This is a genomic window from Kribbella koreensis (assembly GCF_039525325.1).
Classification (GTDB): Bacteria; Actinomycetota; Actinomycetes; order Propionibacteriales; family Kribbellaceae; genus Kribbella; species Kribbella koreensis.
Genome location: NZ_BAAAHK010000013.1, coordinates 594,380 through 609,216, shown reverse-complemented (window position 1 = coordinate 609,216; position 14,837 = coordinate 594,380). Strand labels below are relative to the sequence as shown.

Sequence of the window (14,837 nt, the reverse complement as noted above, 5' to 3'; positions counted from 1 at the left end):
CGCAAAGGTCGCGCGGCCCTCAGGTGGCTCTGTCCTCAACCGGTCAACTAGTTGACCAGGGCGAACAATGTGCCGGGGAGGATTGACAGGACGACGGCGCCGCCGGCGCACAGCGAGATGACGGTGACCGCGGGGGTTTCGATGTCGACGGAGAACGGGTCGTCGGCGGGGAGGCGGACCAGTTCGGCGATCCAGCGGAGGTAGACCGCCAGGCCGATCATCACGTTGAGAGCCATCACCACGGCCAGCCAGCCGTAGTGGGCGTCGATGACGGACTGGAAGGCGGCGAACTTGGTGAAGAGGCCCGCGAGACCTGGTGGTAGGCCTGCGAGGACGACCAGGAAGAAGATGAGGGCCGTACCGAGGCCTGGCTCCGAGCGAACCATGCCCCGATAGTCCGACAGCAACAGGCCGCCCGGCCGGTGGCGCTGGACCACAGCGACCGCCCCGAAAGCGCCGAGAGTGACGACGACGTACGCCGCCAAGTACGCCACCACTGCCTGCGCATCCCCGACCGCCAAAGGCGCCAGCAGGAAGCCGACCTGGCCGATCGACGACCATGCGAGCAGCCGGACCGCCTCGACCTGGCGCAGCGCGGCCAAGTTGCCGACCGTCATCGTCAAGGCCGCCAGCACAGCCACCGCGATCCGCAGATCCGGCCCCGACGGCGTGATCCCGTACGTCACCAGCACGAGCAGCCCCGCGACACCGGCCGACTTGGAGACGACGGCGAGGAAGGCAGTCACCTCGACCGGCGCCCCGGCGTACGTGTCCGGCAGCCAGCCATGGAACGGCACCGCAGCAATCTTGAAGCCGAACCCCACGATCACGAACAACCCGGCCGCGAACGCCACCCGCCGCAGATCCGGATCGATCCCCGGCAACCGGTTCGCGATCGTCTGCAGGTAGAGCGACCCGGTCACGCCGTACAGGTAGGAAATGCCGAACAGCATCACCGCCGTCGACAGCACCGACACCAAAAAGGCCTTCAGAGCTGCCTCGGACCCGCGCCGATCCCGCCGCAACGCCACCATCGCGAAGCTCGGCAGCGACACCACCTCAAGAGCGATCACCACGGTCGCCAGATCGCGCGCCCCCGCCAGCACCGTCGCGCCGACCAGCGCGCTGAGCAGCAGGAAGTGGTACTCCCCCACCGGAATCTCAGCCGACAACAACCGGTACGCCGAAAGCCCGACGACCCCCAGGCCACCGATCAGCAGCACCGCCCACAACCCGATCGTCAGCGGATCGAGCACCAGGCTGCACTCAGCCGGACCCTCGACCGCAAAGCGGCAGAAGGCCGCCTTGAACCCGTTCCGCTGCGCCATCACGAAGGCGAGCCCGAAGACGATCACGCCCCCGGTGATCAACGTGGCCACCAGGTGCTTGGCCCGCTTGGAACCACTGCTCCAGAACCCGTCGATCAGCAGCACGGCGACAGCGCCCACCGCCAGTACCAGCGGTACGGCGATCGTCTGCCAGTCGGTCCAGGTGATCGTCATGCGAACGTCCAGTAGTCGAGCAGGAAGGGCGGCCAGAGTCCCAGGACGACGGTCAGCACGATCAGCGGCGCCCAGGTGATCAGCTCGATCCGGCTCAGGTCCACCGCGAAGGCACTGGCCGGGTTCTCGGCCGGGTCACCCTGGTTGAGCTGGCAGATGAGCTTGAGGAAGTACGCCGCGGTCAGTACCGCACCCAGCCCAGCGATCACCATCAGCACCAGGAACGTTGTCCGCGGCAACACATCCGCCGGATGGTAGGCACCCAGCAGGATCAGCATCTCGCCCCAGAACCCAGCCAGCCCGGGCAGCCCGAGCGACGCCAGGCACGCGAACGTGAGCAGTCCGCCGATGCGCGGCAACCGGGCGTACAGGGCGCGGCCGATCGCGCGCAGGTCGCTGGTGTCGTGCCGGTCCTTGATCGCGCCGGCCAGGAAGAACAGCAGGCCGGTGATGATGCCGTGGGCGATGTTCGCGTAGAGCGCGCCGGCCAGGCCCTCCGGTGACATCGTCGCGATCCCGAGCCCGATGAAGCCCATGTGGCCGACGCTCGAGTACGCGATCAGCCGCTTGACGTCCGTCTGCGCGAGGCAGGCCAGCGACCCGGCGATGATCGCGACGGTCGAGAAGCCGGCCAGGTACGGCGCGATGGTGGCCGTCGCGTCGGGCAGCACGGGGAGCAGGATCCGGATCATGCCGTAGCTGCCGAGCTTCAGCAGTACGCCGGCCAGCAGCACCGAACCGACGGTCGGCGCCTTCGCGTGCGCGTCGGGCAGCCAGATGTGCAGCGGCCACAGCGGCATCTTCACCGCGAGCCCGAGGGCGATCAGGACGGCCGCGATCAGCGCGATCCCATGCCCACCTGCGACTGGGTTCGAGCCCAGTACTTCGAGATCGAACGTCCCCGCCAGCCGATGCACCAGCAGGAAGCCGAGCAGCATCAGCGCCGACCCGAACACCGTCATGAGCACGAACGTGGTCGCCGCCCGCCGTCGCCCGGCCGGGTCGTGGTCGTCGCCCCAGATGTCGATCACCAGCCACATCGGGATCAGCACGACCTCGAAGAACAGGAAGAACAGCACCAGGTCGAGCGCCGAGAAGGTCCCGACCACACCCGTCTCGATGACGAGCAGCAGCGCGATCAGGGACCGCGTGCGGCCGATCCGCGGGGTGATCCGCAGCGAGTACAGGCAGCAGAGGAAGACGAGCAGCGCGGTCAGCACGATCAGCGGTAGCGAGATGGTGTCGACGCCGAGATGGAACCGCACGTCCAGCGCCGGGATCCACGAACTGTCGGTCTCGGCGAACGCGTGGATCTTGCCGGGCAGGGTCCGCGGCAGATCGTTGACGAAGCCGCTGATGATCACGTCAGCGGTCTCGTAGTCGGGCTTCCGAGGCCGGATCAGATCCCACCACAGCACTGCCGAACCGACCAGCACCAGCCCGGAGACAACCGATCCGACGATCGCAGCAACGCGATCACCGGTCCCAGCAGGCAGTGCCCACAGGATCGCCGCAGCCAAAGCCGGTACGACGAGCAGCGCGATCAGCAACACACTCATGAGCCGATCACCCCCGCCAGGATCGCCAGCGCGACCGCCCCGATCACGGCCGCCGTCAAGTACGTCTGCACGTTGCCCGTCTGCAGCCTCCGGAACCCGGCCGAGGCCAGTACGCCGGCCCGCCCGGCCCCACGCACATACCCCCCGATCACGTCCCGATCCCCGCCAACCGCCAGCTTCGCCAGCCACTGAACCGGTACGACGAAGACCCGCTGGTACGCCGAATCCACCCCGAACTCACGCTCGAGCACGACCGGCCGCGGATCAGCCCCCCGTTGCCACAACGAGTACGCCGGCAGCGCGCCGAACAGTCCGAGCACCGTCGTCACCAACGCGATCGGCCACTTGAGGTGGACACCATCCGTGTAGCCCAGCCCGATGGCGCCGACCGCGAGCAGCACCAGCGGCGCGAGCATCAGCCACGACCCGTCCCGCAGCTTGGCGGTATCCGGCTCCTCGAGATCGGCCATCGGGTCGTCGTCCTCGAAGGCACCGAGCGCGCCCGCCAGGGCCGGCGTACGGAAGAAGACCCACAACCACAGGCGGACGCAGTAGAACGCGGTCAGCGCGGCCGTCAGGCAGACCGAGACGAGCACGACCCAGCCGATCGTCGACCCGTCGCGCGCGTGCTCCCAGGCGGCCTCGATCACGGAGTCCTTGGAGAAGAAGCCGGCAAAGCCCGGTACTCCGGCGAGCGCGGCGAGCCCGATCGTCATCGTGACGAAGGTGACCGGCATCCGCTTCCGCAGCGCTCCGCGACGGGTGTACCGGCGCAGTACGACGAAGGCCGCGCTGCCGACCTGATGCAGGAGGACACCGGCGCAGAGGAAAAGCAGACCCTTGAAGGCTGCGTGCGTCAGCAAGTGGAAGAGCGCCGCGTGCCGTCCTTCATGGGTGCCGAGCGAGAGGCCGGCGAACATGATCGCCAGCTGGCTCACCGTCGACCAGGCGAGGACGCGCTTGACCTCGACGGCCGCCATCGCGCAGAAGGCGGCGAAGAGCATCGTCACGCAGGCGATCACGGCCAGCACGGTGAAGGTCGTCTCGGCCGCCGCGAACACGTCGTACAGGCGGGCGATCAGGAAGACGCCGGCGGCGACCATGGTGGCCGCGTGGATCAGTGCGCTGACCGGGCTCGGGCCGGGCATCGCGTCGGGGAGCCAGGTCTGCAGCGGGACCTGCGCGGACTTGCCGACGATGCCGACCAGGATCAGCAGCGTGCCGGTGGTCAGCAGGCCGGGCGAGATCGGCCGGTCGCCGAGCTCGGAGAGGGTGAAGGTCTTGTAGCCGAGGCCGAGCACGAAGATGCCGAACAGGAAGCCGACGTCGCCGAGCCGGGTCATCAGGAACGCCTTCATCGCACCCGAGCGGGCGTCGCGGCGTTCCCAGTAGTGACCGATCAGCAGGTACGAGCACGCACCCATCAGCTCCCAGCCGATGAGTAGCAGGAAGAGGCTGTCGGAGACGACCACGGTCACCATCGATGCGGTGAAGAGCGTGACGAGGGCCGTGTAGGCGGCGACACGTTCGTGGACGTAGGCGATCGAGTACACCTGCACGCAGAGCGAGACGACGCCGACGATCGCGAGCATGAAGACGGTCAGATCGTCGGTACGGACACCGTAGCTGAGGTACACGTCGCGGCTGAGGAACACACCGCCGAAGCGCTCCTGCTGCGGGTCGACACCGTAGAGCAGGCCGGCGGTCAGCAGGACGAGCAGGGAGAAGCCGACGCCGATCACGCGCCAGGCGGTGGCGATCACTGCTCGACCTCGGTGTGCTCGCCAGGAGCGGCCTCGACCAGGTCGCGAGCCGCATCCGCGTCCACATGGCCGTGGCCGCGGAAGAGCAGCAGGATGATGGCGAGGCCGAGCCCGATCTCGGCGGCGGCCAGGGTGATGACGAAGACCGCGAGGGTCTGCCCGGTCGCGAGGCCGTCGACGCGCCAGGCGTCGAACGCGACCAGGTTGAGAGTGACCGCGTTCAGCATCAGCTCGAAGGACATCAGCATGGTGATCGCGTTGCGGCGCGCCAGTACGCCGTACACGCCGATGCAGAACAGCGCGACGGCGAGCAGGAGCGGGACGATGATCGGCATGGTCAGTCGCCCTTCTTCCCCGGGCGCTGGGACAAGACGATCGCGCCGATCAGGGCGGCCAGCAGCAGGACTGAGAGGACTTCGAAGGGGAGCACCCAGTTGCGGAAGACGGCGGTACCGATGGATTCGGCGCTGCCGGTCGGTACCGGCTCGATCTTTTGGTTGCCAAAGGCAAATACCACGCCGGTGCCCAGGATCAGCGCGAGCACCAGGGCGACCGCGGCGGCGAACGGGCTGCGGCGGGTGGTCAGCGCGGGCAGCGGGTTGGTCGGCGCCTTGGTCAGCATCAGGGCGAAGAGGACGAGGACGACGATCGCGCCGACGTAGACGAGGATCTGCACCAGCGCGACGAACTCGGCATGCAGGGCGCCGAAGCAACCGGCCACCGCGCCGAGCGTGACGACCAGCCAGAGCGCGGCGTGCACGATCCGGCGGGAGGTGACCGTAATGACCGCTGCCAGCAGCGCCACCGCCCCCGCGATGGAGAAGAGCGCAGTGGTCACTCCTCGCCCTCCGCGATGGGGGGAGTCGAGCCGCCTTCGCGCGGCGCGGGCGCGCTCGCGGATCCGGCGGCCGGGGCCGCGTCGCTCGGCGCCGCCTCGGTCGCCTCGATCGGTTCGATCACCGACGGGCCCGGGTCGATCGGTTGCGGCGCGGGGACGGTCCACATCCAGTCCCGCAGCCGGTCCTTCTCGTGGGTGAGGTTGCGCAGCTCGGTCTCGGCGTACTCGAACTCCGGCGACCAGAACAGCGCGTCGAACGGGCACGCCTCGATGCAGATCCCGCAGTACATGCAGAGGCTGAAGTCGATCGCGAACCGGTCGAGCACGTTCCGGCTGCGCTCGCGGGCCTGCTCACCGACCGACGGCGCGGTCTCGGTGTGCGAGTCGATGTAGATGCACCAGCTCGGGCACTCCCGCGCGCAGAGCATGCAGGAGGTGCAGTTCTCCTCCATCAGCGCGATCACGCCGCGCGTCCGGGGCGCCAGCTCGGGCTGCACGTCCGGATACTGCTCGGTGACGGCACGGCGGCCCAGCGTCTTGGCGGTGACCTTCAGGCCATCGATCAGACCCTTGCCTGGTACGACCATGCCCCCTCCTCCCTCAGTCAGCTCTGCACGCTGACATTAGTCGGTTTCGGCCGGTGACGGTGCCAACCGGTGTCAGAGTTCGCGTTCCAGGCGTGCCGCGACCTGCCGGTAACGGCTCACCGGAATGAGATGGACACCCTGGAACGCGCCACTGTCCCGGATCCGCAGGATCTGCTCGCAGGCAGCCTCCACGCCCGCGTCGCGGTCGCGCCCGACGGCGGCGACGAGCGCGTCGGGGATGGTCAGCTGGGGCAGTTTCGCCAGGTCAGCGGCCATTTTGGCGCTCGCGAGCACCATCACCCCGGCGTACACGGGGATGTTCAGGTCCACGCTGTCGCGCCACCTGAGCAGCTCGTCGAGGTCATAGCTGACCTGCACGTAAAGGAAGTCGGCCTCGGCCTTCCAACCCGGTACCGCGCGCAGCCGCGTCGCCGCGCCGACCTGAAACGGCTCGATCCCCGGAAAGCTGGTCGCCCGGGCCTCGTCGATCATCGTCCGCACGGTGAGCTGACTGGTCCGCGCGCCTTCGGTCGGGTCGTCCCCGTGAACGAAGAGGAACTGCTCCACCCCGTACGCCGCCGCGGTGAGCAGGTCCCGGCGGAAGCCGAGCAGGTTCCGATCGCGGGAGTTCAGGCACGCGATCCCCCGAGCCCCCATCGCCTGCACCTCGTTGGCCACGGCAACGCTGCTGACCGTCGCCCGCCCGATGTGGTTGTCCGGAATCAGAAACGCATCCGCGATCGGACTCATCACCCCGATCTGGTGTCGCACCCGCTTCAGATCCGGCCGCGTCGGCGGCTCCACCTCGCAGATCAGCTCAAACCCGTCACCCATGGCAACCGACCCTAGTCGGCCGTCCGGTCTTGGGATGGGCCGATACCAGCCACTGATCTGGTGCCTGACCGGCGCAGCCACGCTGGCTGTCGCCGACGTCGCGCTCAGCTGGTTCGCGACTGCGCCTGACCACTACGAGAGGACCGATCCGGCGCTGTTTATGCCGCCGTTCCTCGCCGTCATCGGTGGGATCGCCGGCACGGTGCGTCGGCGGAGGCTGCTCCGTCGGGCTGACGGCGTCCCGAACGACAGCGAACACGCCACGCGCCCGGACGTTGCTCTCCCGCTGCTGAAGATGGGCGTGCGGATCAAGCGCCCGGATGTGGCGAGCGGGTGAATCTCAGAGGGCGTCGAGGCTGCGCTGCAGGAAGTCGCGCTCTGCCGTGTTGACGGTCAGTTCCAGCGCCGCCCGGTACGCCGAGGCCGCCTCGTCGCGCCGGTCCAGGCGCTTGAGGAGTTCGGCGCGGATCGCGTGGAAGAGGTAGTAGCCACCGAGGTCGAGGTCGTCGACCAGTGCGAGGGCAGCGGCCGGCCCGTCCACCTCGCCGACCGCGACGGCTCGGTTGAGCTCGACGATCGGGGTCGGCTCGAAGGTGAGCAGGTGGTCGTACAGCTGGACGATCTGGCCCCACTCGGTGTCGGCCGCAGAGGCGGCGTCGCTGTGGACCGCGTTCATCGCCGCTTGCAACTGGTACGGACCGGGCCGGCCGCGGCGCAGGCATCGGCGTACCAGGTCTTGCCCTTCGGCGATCAGCGCTCGATCCCAGAGGTCGCGGTCCTGGTCGGTCAGCAGGACCATTGCGCCGGTGGCGTCGACTCGGGCCGGGCGGCGGGATTCCTGGAGCAGCATCAGGGCGAGGAGGCCGACTGCTTCGGGTTCATCGGGCATCAGCTCGACGAGGAGCCGGCCGAGGCGGACGGCTTCTTGGCAGAGTTCGGTGCGGATGAGTTCGTCGCCGGACGAAGCGGCGTACCCCTCGTTGAAGATCAGGTAGACGACCGCGAGTACGCCGCGGACGCGCTCGGGGAGGTCTGCCTCGTAGGGCACGCGATACGGGATGCCCGCGGTGCGGATCTTCGCCTTCGCGCGGACGATCCGCTGCGCCATCGTCGATTCCGGGACGAGGAACGCGTGCGCGATCTCGGTGGTGGTGAGGCCGCCGAGCAGGCGCAGGGTGAGGGCGACGCGGACGTTCAGGGCCAGGGCGGGGTGGCAGCAGGTGAAGATCAGGCGGAGCCGGTCGTCGCGCACAATCCCCTCCTCCGCTGGTTCGTCCTGGGCATGCAGCAGCGCGGCCTGGGCGTGCTTGTCCTCGCGGGAGGACTCGCGTCGCAGGCGGTCGATCGCGCGGTTGCGCGCGGTCGTGATGATCCAGCCGGCCGGGCTGGGTGGGAGCCCGTCCACCGGCCATTTCTCCAAGGCCTTCGCAAAGGCCTCCTGAACCGAGTCCTCCGCGATATCCAGATCCCCGAACACCCGAGCCAGCACGGCCACAGCCCGCCCATGCTCCGCCCGAAACACACCCGCTACCTCGGCCGCAGACACCACTACCGGCTGACCGGGTACCGGTTGCTCCGGCTCCGCCGACTGCGGCGACGCGGGCCGCGGGCTCTCCGGCTGCGCGGGAGCCAGGCGCTCGGGGTGGTCGGTCATCCGGTGAAGGGGCGGACTTCGATGGACAGGGGTTTGAGGATGGCAGCTAGTTTGCGGGCCCAGGCCAGCGCCTCGTCGAGATCGGCGGCTTGCACGACGGTGAAGCCGCCGAGATGCTCCTTGCCCTCCGTGAACGGCCCGTCGGTCAGCAGGACTTCGTCGCCCTCGGCGCGGAGTACCGTCGCGGACTCCGGCGGATGCAGTCCGGCGCTGAACACCCACGCCCCAGCCGCCCGCAGTTCGTCGTTCCAGACGGCGAGATTCTTCATGATCGGCTCGAGGATCTCGGGCGCCGGCGCCGGTCCGTCAGGCTGGTAAATGCTGAGCAGGTACTGCTTCATGCTGCCTCCTTTACCTCCTACACGAACGCCCTCAGCCCGGATCGACAGGCAGTTTCACAATAATCGCCAGCCCGCCCACCTCCCGTGGTTTCGCGCTGACCGACCCGTCGTGCGCCTGGGCGACCGACTGCACGATCGACAACCCCAACCCCGCCCCCTTGGCCCCGACCAGCCGATCGTCGGCCAGCCGATGGAACGGCTTGAACAGCCCATCCACCTCGTACGGCGGAACGCTCGGCCCACTGTTCGTCACCTCGACCTCGACCCGCTCCCCCGCCGTTCGGCTGACCACGTGGACCCACCCGCCATCGGACAGGTTGTGCCGGATCCCGTTCTCCACCAGGTTGTGGACAAGGCGTTCGAGCAGGAGCGCGTCGCCGGTCGCCGGCGCATCACCAGGCTCGGTGGTGATGCTGACGCCAGCCGTCTCGGCCTCCGGCGTGAGCTGGGCGGTGACGTGCGTGATCACGTCGGCGAGATTCACCGGGTACGTGGCCGTGACCTGCTTCTCCGAATCCGCCAGCAGGAGCAGGCCGCCAATGAGCTGCTCGTGCCGGGCGTTGATCTCCAGCAACGTCTCGCCGAGTTGCCGTACGTCGTCGGAGGCGGTCTTGCGATGCATGGCGACCTCGACCAGCGCGCGGCCGAGAGTGAGCGGCGTACGGAGCTCGTGCGACGCGTTGGCGACAAACCTCCGCTGCCCGTCGAACGAGTGGTCGAGCCGCTCGACCATCGTGTCGAAGGCGTCGGCCAGATTCTTCACCTCGTCGTCCGGACCCTTCAACGCGATCCGCTCATGCAGACCGCGACCTGCTGCGGGCGCCGCCGCGATCCGCTTGGCGGTGTCGGTCACCCGATGCAGCGGCGCCAGCACCCGCCCCGCGACCAGCCACCCGAACCCAGCGGCCAGCCCGCCGACGATGACCAGGGCGATACTCCCCTGGGCCAGCAGGGTCTTCGTCGCGGCCGCTTTGACGCGCGCGTTCTGCTCCCGCATCACCTCCTCGGCGTCCGGCCCGGTCAGCACGTCGCCGGCGCTGTTCATCACGTACAGCTCTTTGGTGGGCACCTTTTCTTCGCTCGCCGTCGGCGTACTGACTGGTGGTGAGAGGTACTTACCTTGGATGATCACCCGGTGGTCTCTGGAGAGCTGGTTGCTGAAGAGGGCGTACGTGACGGCCAGGAGGAGCACACCGGCGACCAGGAAGAGGCCCGTGTAGATCAGCATCAGGCGGGCCCGGAGGGTCAGCTTCATGGGATCCGGTACCCGACGCCGGTGACGGTCTCGACAACGGCGGGGTCGCCGAGCTTGCGCCGCAGCTTGAGGATGGTGAGTCGGACCACGCCGGTGAACGGGTCGACGTGCTCGTCCCAGGCCTTCTCCAGCAGCTGTTCCGCCGACACGGTCGCGCCGTCGGCACGCAGCAGCTCGGCCAGTACGGCGAACTCCTTCTTCGCGAGCGGTACATAGCGTCCGTCCCGGAAGACCTCGTGCCGCGACGGATCCAGGGCTAGGCCGGCGCGTCGTAGTACCGGCGGATCGGCAGGGCGACTACGCCGGCAGAGGGCGAGCACGCGGGCCGCCAACTCGGGGAAGGCGAACGGCTTGGTCAGGTAGTCGTCGGCGCCGAGCCCAAGCCCGTCGACCCGGTCGGTGACGGTTGCTGCGGCCGTGAGCATCAGTACGCGAGTGGGCGATCCGGATGCGACTACCTGCTTGCAGACCTCGTCGCCGTGGACGACGGGGAGGTCGCGATCCAGTACCAGCACGTCGTACTGATTGACCGCCAGCCGCTCGAGCGCGGACTCACCGTCCGGCGCGACGTCGACGGCATGCGGCTCATCCCGCAGCCACTCCGCGATCGCTGCCGCGAGCAACGGTTCGTCCTCGGCCACCAGTACCCGCATCGCAACGCCACCTTCCGTCGTGACTGTCCATGATCCCCGACGCCGCGTTTCCCCGGTGTTACCCGAGCAGGAAACAGCAGGGAAACGCCGTCGCGACTTGTCTTGAGGCCAGCAACCCGATTCCTCAAGGAGAAGACCGTGACGCGAAAGCACTCCCTCGGCGCGCTGGCCACCATCGCCCTCGCCATCGCCCTCGCCGGCTGCGGGTCCGACACCGATGGCCAGGACAACCAAGTCGCCTCCGGCAGCGGCGCTCAGCCCACCACGAGCACGAGCGCCGGAGCCGGCACCAGCCCCGGCAGCGAGGGCCTCAGCCGGGACGAGAAGAGCGTGAAGTTCACCCAATGCCTGCGTGAGCACGGCATCGACGTGCCCGACCCGGAACCGGGCAAGGGCCCGATGATCAAGCTCGACCCGAGCAGCGGGATCAGCCAGGAGGACATGCAGAAGGCGATGGAGGACTGCCAGGAGTTCAACCCGCAAGGGGAGGCGGGGCCCGATCCCCAGCAGGAGGAGAACGGCCGCAAGTTCGCCGCCTGCATGCGGGAACACGGAGTGGAGAAGTTCCCGGACCCGAAGCCCGGTCAGCGCGGGGTGATGATCGACCGGGCGGCCGGGGAGGACCCGGACTTCCCGAAGGCGCAAGAGGCCTGCCAGCCGATCCTGGCCGGTAAGTGATGGCGCGCCGGACTGTGCTGACGGCGGTCGCGGTACTGGCTGCGGGTGGTGGACTCACAGCCGGGCTGCTGACTCGGGGCGACAGCAGTGAGGCTGCGGGCGAGAGTCCGGCGGCGCTGACCAACACCGCCAAGGTCACCCGGCAGACGCTCAAGGACACCGAGACGGCTGATGGCGAGCTCGCCTATGGGACGACCACTACGGCGACCAATCGGGCGGCCGGGACGCTCACTTGGCTTCCCGAGAGCGGAGAGCAGGTCGGGCGAGGGGAAACGCTTTACCGGGTTAACAACTTGCCCACGACTCTGTTTTACGGCGTGCTGCCGGCGTACCGGCGGTTGGCGGAGGACAGCGAGGGGGCTGACGTGCTGCAGCTTGAGCGGAACCTCAAAGCCCTTGGATACAAGGGGTTCACCGTCGACGACACGTTCACTTCGGCTACCGCGGAGGCGGTGGAGGAGTGGCAGGAGGATCGCGGGTTGCCGGAGACGGGGGTGGTTGAGCTGGGGCAGGTTGTGTTCGCGCCTTCGGCGGTGCGGGTGGACAGCCTGGAGGCGGCGGTGTCCGATCCGGTTGCGCCTGGGCAGAAGGTGCTCAGCTACACGGGGACGACGAAGGCTGTGACGGTGTCGTTGGAGGCTGCGGACCAGCGGCTGGCCAAGAAGGGCGCGACGGTGTCGGTGGCATTGCCGGACGACACGACGGTCGCGGGCAAGGTCTCCGAGGTGGCGACGGTGATCGTGCCGGCCGCGTCGCCGGATCAGGATCCGACGACCGAGGTCTCCGTGGTCATTGCCTTAGGCAACCAGAAGGCGGTGGCGGCGTACGCGTTGGCTTCGGTCGACGTGACGTTCACCGCGGCGGAGCGGAAGGGTGTACTGACGGTGCCGGTCTCGGCGCTGCTTGCCTTGCAGGAGGGTGGGTTCGGGGTCGAGGTCGCGGGCACACCGAAGTACCGGCCGGTGAAGACCGGGCTGTTCGCGGCCGGACGGGTCGAGGTCAGCGGGGCCGGGATCGTCGACGGGCTGGCCGTGGCGGTGCCGAAATGATCGAGCTCACCGAGGTGACGAAGGTGTACGCCGGTGGCGTCGCCGCGCTGGCCGGCGTATCGCTGCGAATCGAGGCCGGCGAACTGGTCGCGATCGTCGGCCCGTCCGGATCCGGCAAATCAACGATGCTGAACGTGATCGGCACCCTGGACCGCCCGACAACAGGCCAGGTCCGCATCGACCACTACGACGTGGCCCAACTGTCCGACGCGGGTTTGTCGGCGTTGCGGGCGAGCCGAATCGGTTTCGTCTTCCAGCAGTTCCACCTGGCTTCCGGTGTACCGGCCCTGGACAACGTCGCCGACGGCCTCCTCTACTCCGGCCTACGACGCCCCGAACGCCGCAAACGAGCCGCCGCCGCCCTCGAACGGGTCGGCCTGGGCCACCGCCTGACCCACCACCCCCACGAACTCTCCGGCGGCGAACGCCAACGAGTAGCCATCGCCCGAGCAGTAGCCGGCACCCCCGCCGTCCTGCTGGCCGACGAACCAACCGGCGCCCTCGACTCCACCTCCGGCGCCACTGTCATGCAACTACTCCACGACCTGAACACCACCGGCACCACCGTCGTCATCATCACCCACGACCGGGAAATAGCCGCCTCCCTCCCCCGCCAACTCCACATGCGAGACGGCCACCTAACCCAGGAGCTCCACCCATGACCGAGGACAAGCCAGGAGCCGATTGGCCAGCAGTTCCACCCGAACGGAGTGGACCCGCGGCACCGGAAGCGGGAGCGGGAGCGGCGGAGTCGCAGCCGACCGCGCCGCGAGAAGCCGGTGCCAGTGCCGACACATCCCCGCCCGAGCGGAACAGCGAGGTCGCCCCGCCCGAACCAGATGCGCAGGCAGCGTCCTCGGAACGCGGCGGACGAGCAGTCCCACCGCAGCGGGGTGGGCGGGGGCTTCAGCCTGGGCGGTTGGGGGTTGGGGATTTGGTTCGGGTTGGTGGGGTGGGGTTGCGGACTCGGCCGGGGCGGGCGTTCTTGTCGGCGTTGGGGATTGCTATCGGGATTGCGGCGATGGTGAGTGTGGTGGGGATTTCGGCTTCTTCGCGGGCCGAGCTGGATGAGACGTTGGATGCGTTGGGGACCAACTTGCTGACGGTGGCGCCGGGGACTCGGTTGACGGGGGAGGCGGCGGAGTTGCCGTTGGCGGCGGAGGGGATGGTTCGGCGGATCGGGCCGGTGGAGGCGTTGTCGGCCATCGGGTTGGTGGATGGGGCTTCGGTCTATCGGAGTGATCGGATTCCGGCGATCCAGACCAATGGGATTGCGGCGTATGCGGCGCGGACCGATCTGCTGGAGACCATCGGGGCGACCGTGCGCAATGGGCGATGGCTGGATGCGGCAACCGGGTCTTATCCGGCGACGGTGCTGGGGTCGGCGGCGGCTGAGCGGCTGGGGATCAATCGGTCGGGTGCGGACACCAAGGTGCTGATCGGGGACGAGTGGTTCACCGTTCTGGGGATCCTCGAGCCAGCCGCGCTGGCGCCTGAGCTGGACAGCGCTGCTCTCATCGGCTGGCGCGCGGCGGATTCCACGCTGGGCTTCGACGGTCACGCGACGAAGATCTACACCCGTACGCCGGACAGCCAGGTCGAGTCAGTACGCGAAGTACTCGGCGCCACCGCCAACCCCGAGGCGCCCAACGAGGTCGACGTCTCCCGCCCCTCCGACGCCCTCGCCGCGAAGCAGGCGGCCGGTGACGCGTTCACGGCACTGCTGCTCGGCCTCGGCGCGGTCGCCCTGGTCGTCGGTGGTGTCGGCGTCGCCAACATCATGGTGATCTCCCTACTGGAGCGCCGCGCCGAGATCGGCCTCCGACGCTCCCTCGGCGCGACCAGAGGCCAGATCCGCACCCAGTTCCTCACCGAGTCGCTGCTGCTCTCAGCTCTAGGCGGCGTCGGCGGAGCAATCCTCGGCAGCGCAGTAACCGCCGCCTACGCCTCGTACCAAGGCTGGCTGACAGTCCTCCCCCTCTGGGCGTTGACCGGCGGCGTCGCGGCGACCCTGTTGATCGGCGGCCTGGCCGGCCTCTACCCAGCCATCCGAGCCTCCCGCCTCTCCCCCACGGAAGCGCTGGCAACGCCCTGAGGACACCTGGCGACCCCCAGACGCGGAGA

The 14,837-nt window shown here is 68.7% G+C and carries 15 protein-coding genes and 1 pseudogene; 5 read left to right on the top strand and 11 right to left on the bottom strand.

Annotation, left to right across the window (positions count from 1 at the left end):
• Window positions 1-47: 47 nt before the first annotated feature.
• The 7 genes and pseudogenes from ABD116_RS27125 to ABD116_RS27095 all read right to left on the bottom strand — a co-directional run bounded on the left by ABD116_RS27125 (window position 48) and on the right by ABD116_RS27095 (window position 7,083).
• Entirely contained in the window at window positions 48-1,502 is a 1,455-nt protein-coding gene (locus ABD116_RS27125) for an NADH-quinone oxidoreductase subunit N (RefSeq protein WP_343976094.1), read from the bottom strand.
• The gene (locus ABD116_RS27120) at window positions 1,499-3,061 is read right to left on the bottom strand and encodes a complex I subunit 4 family protein (RefSeq protein ID WP_343976091.1); all 1,563 of its coding nucleotides are present in this window, start codon (window positions 3,059-3,061) and stop codon (window positions 1,499-1,501) included. Before ABD116_RS27120 ends, ABD116_RS27125 begins: the two co-directional genes overlap by 4 nt.
• A complete protein-coding gene (locus ABD116_RS27115) occupies window positions 3,058-4,824 on the bottom strand; it encodes an NADH-quinone oxidoreductase subunit 5 family protein (protein WP_343976088.1) in 1,767 nt (588 codons plus the stop codon). Before ABD116_RS27115 ends, ABD116_RS27120 begins: the two co-directional genes overlap by 4 nt.
• Window positions 4,821-5,159 carry an NADH-quinone oxidoreductase subunit NuoK gene (gene nuoK, locus ABD116_RS27110; RefSeq protein WP_343976085.1) on the bottom strand — a complete coding sequence of 113 codons (339 nt, stop codon included), beginning with the start codon at window positions 5,157-5,159 and terminating at the stop codon, window positions 4,821-4,823. The genes ABD116_RS27115 and nuoK overlap by 4 nt, the downstream gene beginning before the upstream one ends.
• A gap of 2 nt (window positions 5,160-5,161) precedes the next feature.
• Complete coding sequence (locus ABD116_RS27105; RefSeq protein ID WP_343976082.1) at window positions 5,162-5,662, bottom strand: NADH-quinone oxidoreductase subunit J family protein; 501 nt, start codon at window positions 5,660-5,662, stop codon at window positions 5,162-5,164.
• A gap of 236 nt (window positions 5,663-5,898) precedes the next feature.
• Window positions 5,899-6,114, bottom strand: a pseudogene (locus tag ABD116_RS27100) (4Fe-4S binding protein); the annotation flags it as partial.
• A gap of 207 nt (window positions 6,115-6,321) precedes the next feature.
• On the bottom strand, window positions 6,322-7,083 hold the full coding sequence (locus ABD116_RS27095) for a methylenetetrahydrofolate reductase (protein ID WP_343976079.1): 762 nt from the start codon (window positions 7,081-7,083) through the stop codon (window positions 6,322-6,324).
• A gap of 34 nt (window positions 7,084-7,117) precedes the next feature.
• On the opposite strand from ABD116_RS27095, the gene ABD116_RS27090 reads away from it, so the two are divergent.
• The gene (locus ABD116_RS27090; protein ID WP_343976076.1) at window positions 7,118-7,420 is read left to right on the top strand and encodes a hypothetical protein; all 303 of its coding nucleotides are present in this window, start codon (window positions 7,118-7,120) and stop codon (window positions 7,418-7,420) included.
• A gap of 3 nt (window positions 7,421-7,423) precedes the next feature.
• Here ABD116_RS27090 and ABD116_RS27085 read toward each other — a convergent pair whose 3' ends face one another.
• Genes ABD116_RS27085 through ABD116_RS27070 form a run of 4 tightly spaced genes read right to left on the bottom strand, consistent with a single transcriptional unit; the run spans window position 7,424 to window position 10,986 of the window.
• Window positions 7,424-8,737 carry an RNA polymerase sigma factor gene (locus ABD116_RS27085; RefSeq protein ID WP_343976073.1) on the bottom strand — a complete coding sequence of 438 codons (1,314 nt, stop codon included), beginning with the start codon at window positions 8,735-8,737 and terminating at the stop codon, window positions 7,424-7,426.
• Window positions 8,734-9,078, bottom strand: a complete 345-nt coding sequence (locus tag ABD116_RS27080) for a YciI family protein (protein WP_343976070.1) — start codon at window positions 9,076-9,078, stop codon at window positions 8,734-8,736. Before ABD116_RS27080 ends, ABD116_RS27085 begins: the two co-directional genes overlap by 4 nt.
• A 31-nt stretch (window positions 9,079-9,109) precedes the next feature.
• Window positions 9,110-10,333 (bottom strand): sensor histidine kinase, encoded by a 1,224-nt coding sequence (locus ABD116_RS27075; protein ID WP_343976067.1) that lies wholly within the window; start codon window positions 10,331-10,333, stop codon window positions 9,110-9,112.
• A complete protein-coding gene (locus tag ABD116_RS27070; protein WP_343976064.1) occupies window positions 10,330-10,986 on the bottom strand; it encodes a response regulator transcription factor in 657 nt (218 codons plus the stop codon). The genes ABD116_RS27075 and ABD116_RS27070 overlap by 4 nt, the downstream gene beginning before the upstream one ends.
• A gap of 138 nt (window positions 10,987-11,124) precedes the next feature.
• Here ABD116_RS27070 and ABD116_RS27065 point away from each other — a divergent pair, with 138 nt between their 5' ends.
• The 4 genes from ABD116_RS27065 (at window position 11,125) to ABD116_RS27050 (ending at window position 14,808) form a co-directional block, all read left to right on the top strand.
• Entirely contained in the window at window positions 11,125-11,664 is a 540-nt protein-coding gene (locus ABD116_RS27065) for a hypothetical protein (protein ID WP_343976061.1), read from the top strand.
• A complete protein-coding gene (locus ABD116_RS27060) occupies window positions 11,664-12,713 on the top strand; it encodes a peptidoglycan-binding protein (RefSeq protein WP_343976058.1) in 1,050 nt (349 codons plus the stop codon). The genes ABD116_RS27065 and ABD116_RS27060 overlap by 1 nt, the downstream gene beginning before the upstream one ends.
• On the top strand, window positions 12,710-13,375 hold the full coding sequence (locus ABD116_RS27055; RefSeq protein WP_343976055.1) for an ABC transporter ATP-binding protein: 666 nt from the start codon (window positions 12,710-12,712) through the stop codon (window positions 13,373-13,375). Before ABD116_RS27060 ends, ABD116_RS27055 begins: the two co-directional genes overlap by 4 nt.
• Window positions 13,376-13,665: 290 nt before the next feature.
• Window positions 13,666-14,808, top strand: coding sequence for an ABC transporter permease (locus tag ABD116_RS27050; RefSeq protein ID WP_343976052.1), 1,143 nt, complete (start codon window positions 13,666-13,668; stop codon window positions 14,806-14,808).
• The last annotated feature ends 29 nt before the right edge of the window (window positions 14,809-14,837 follow it).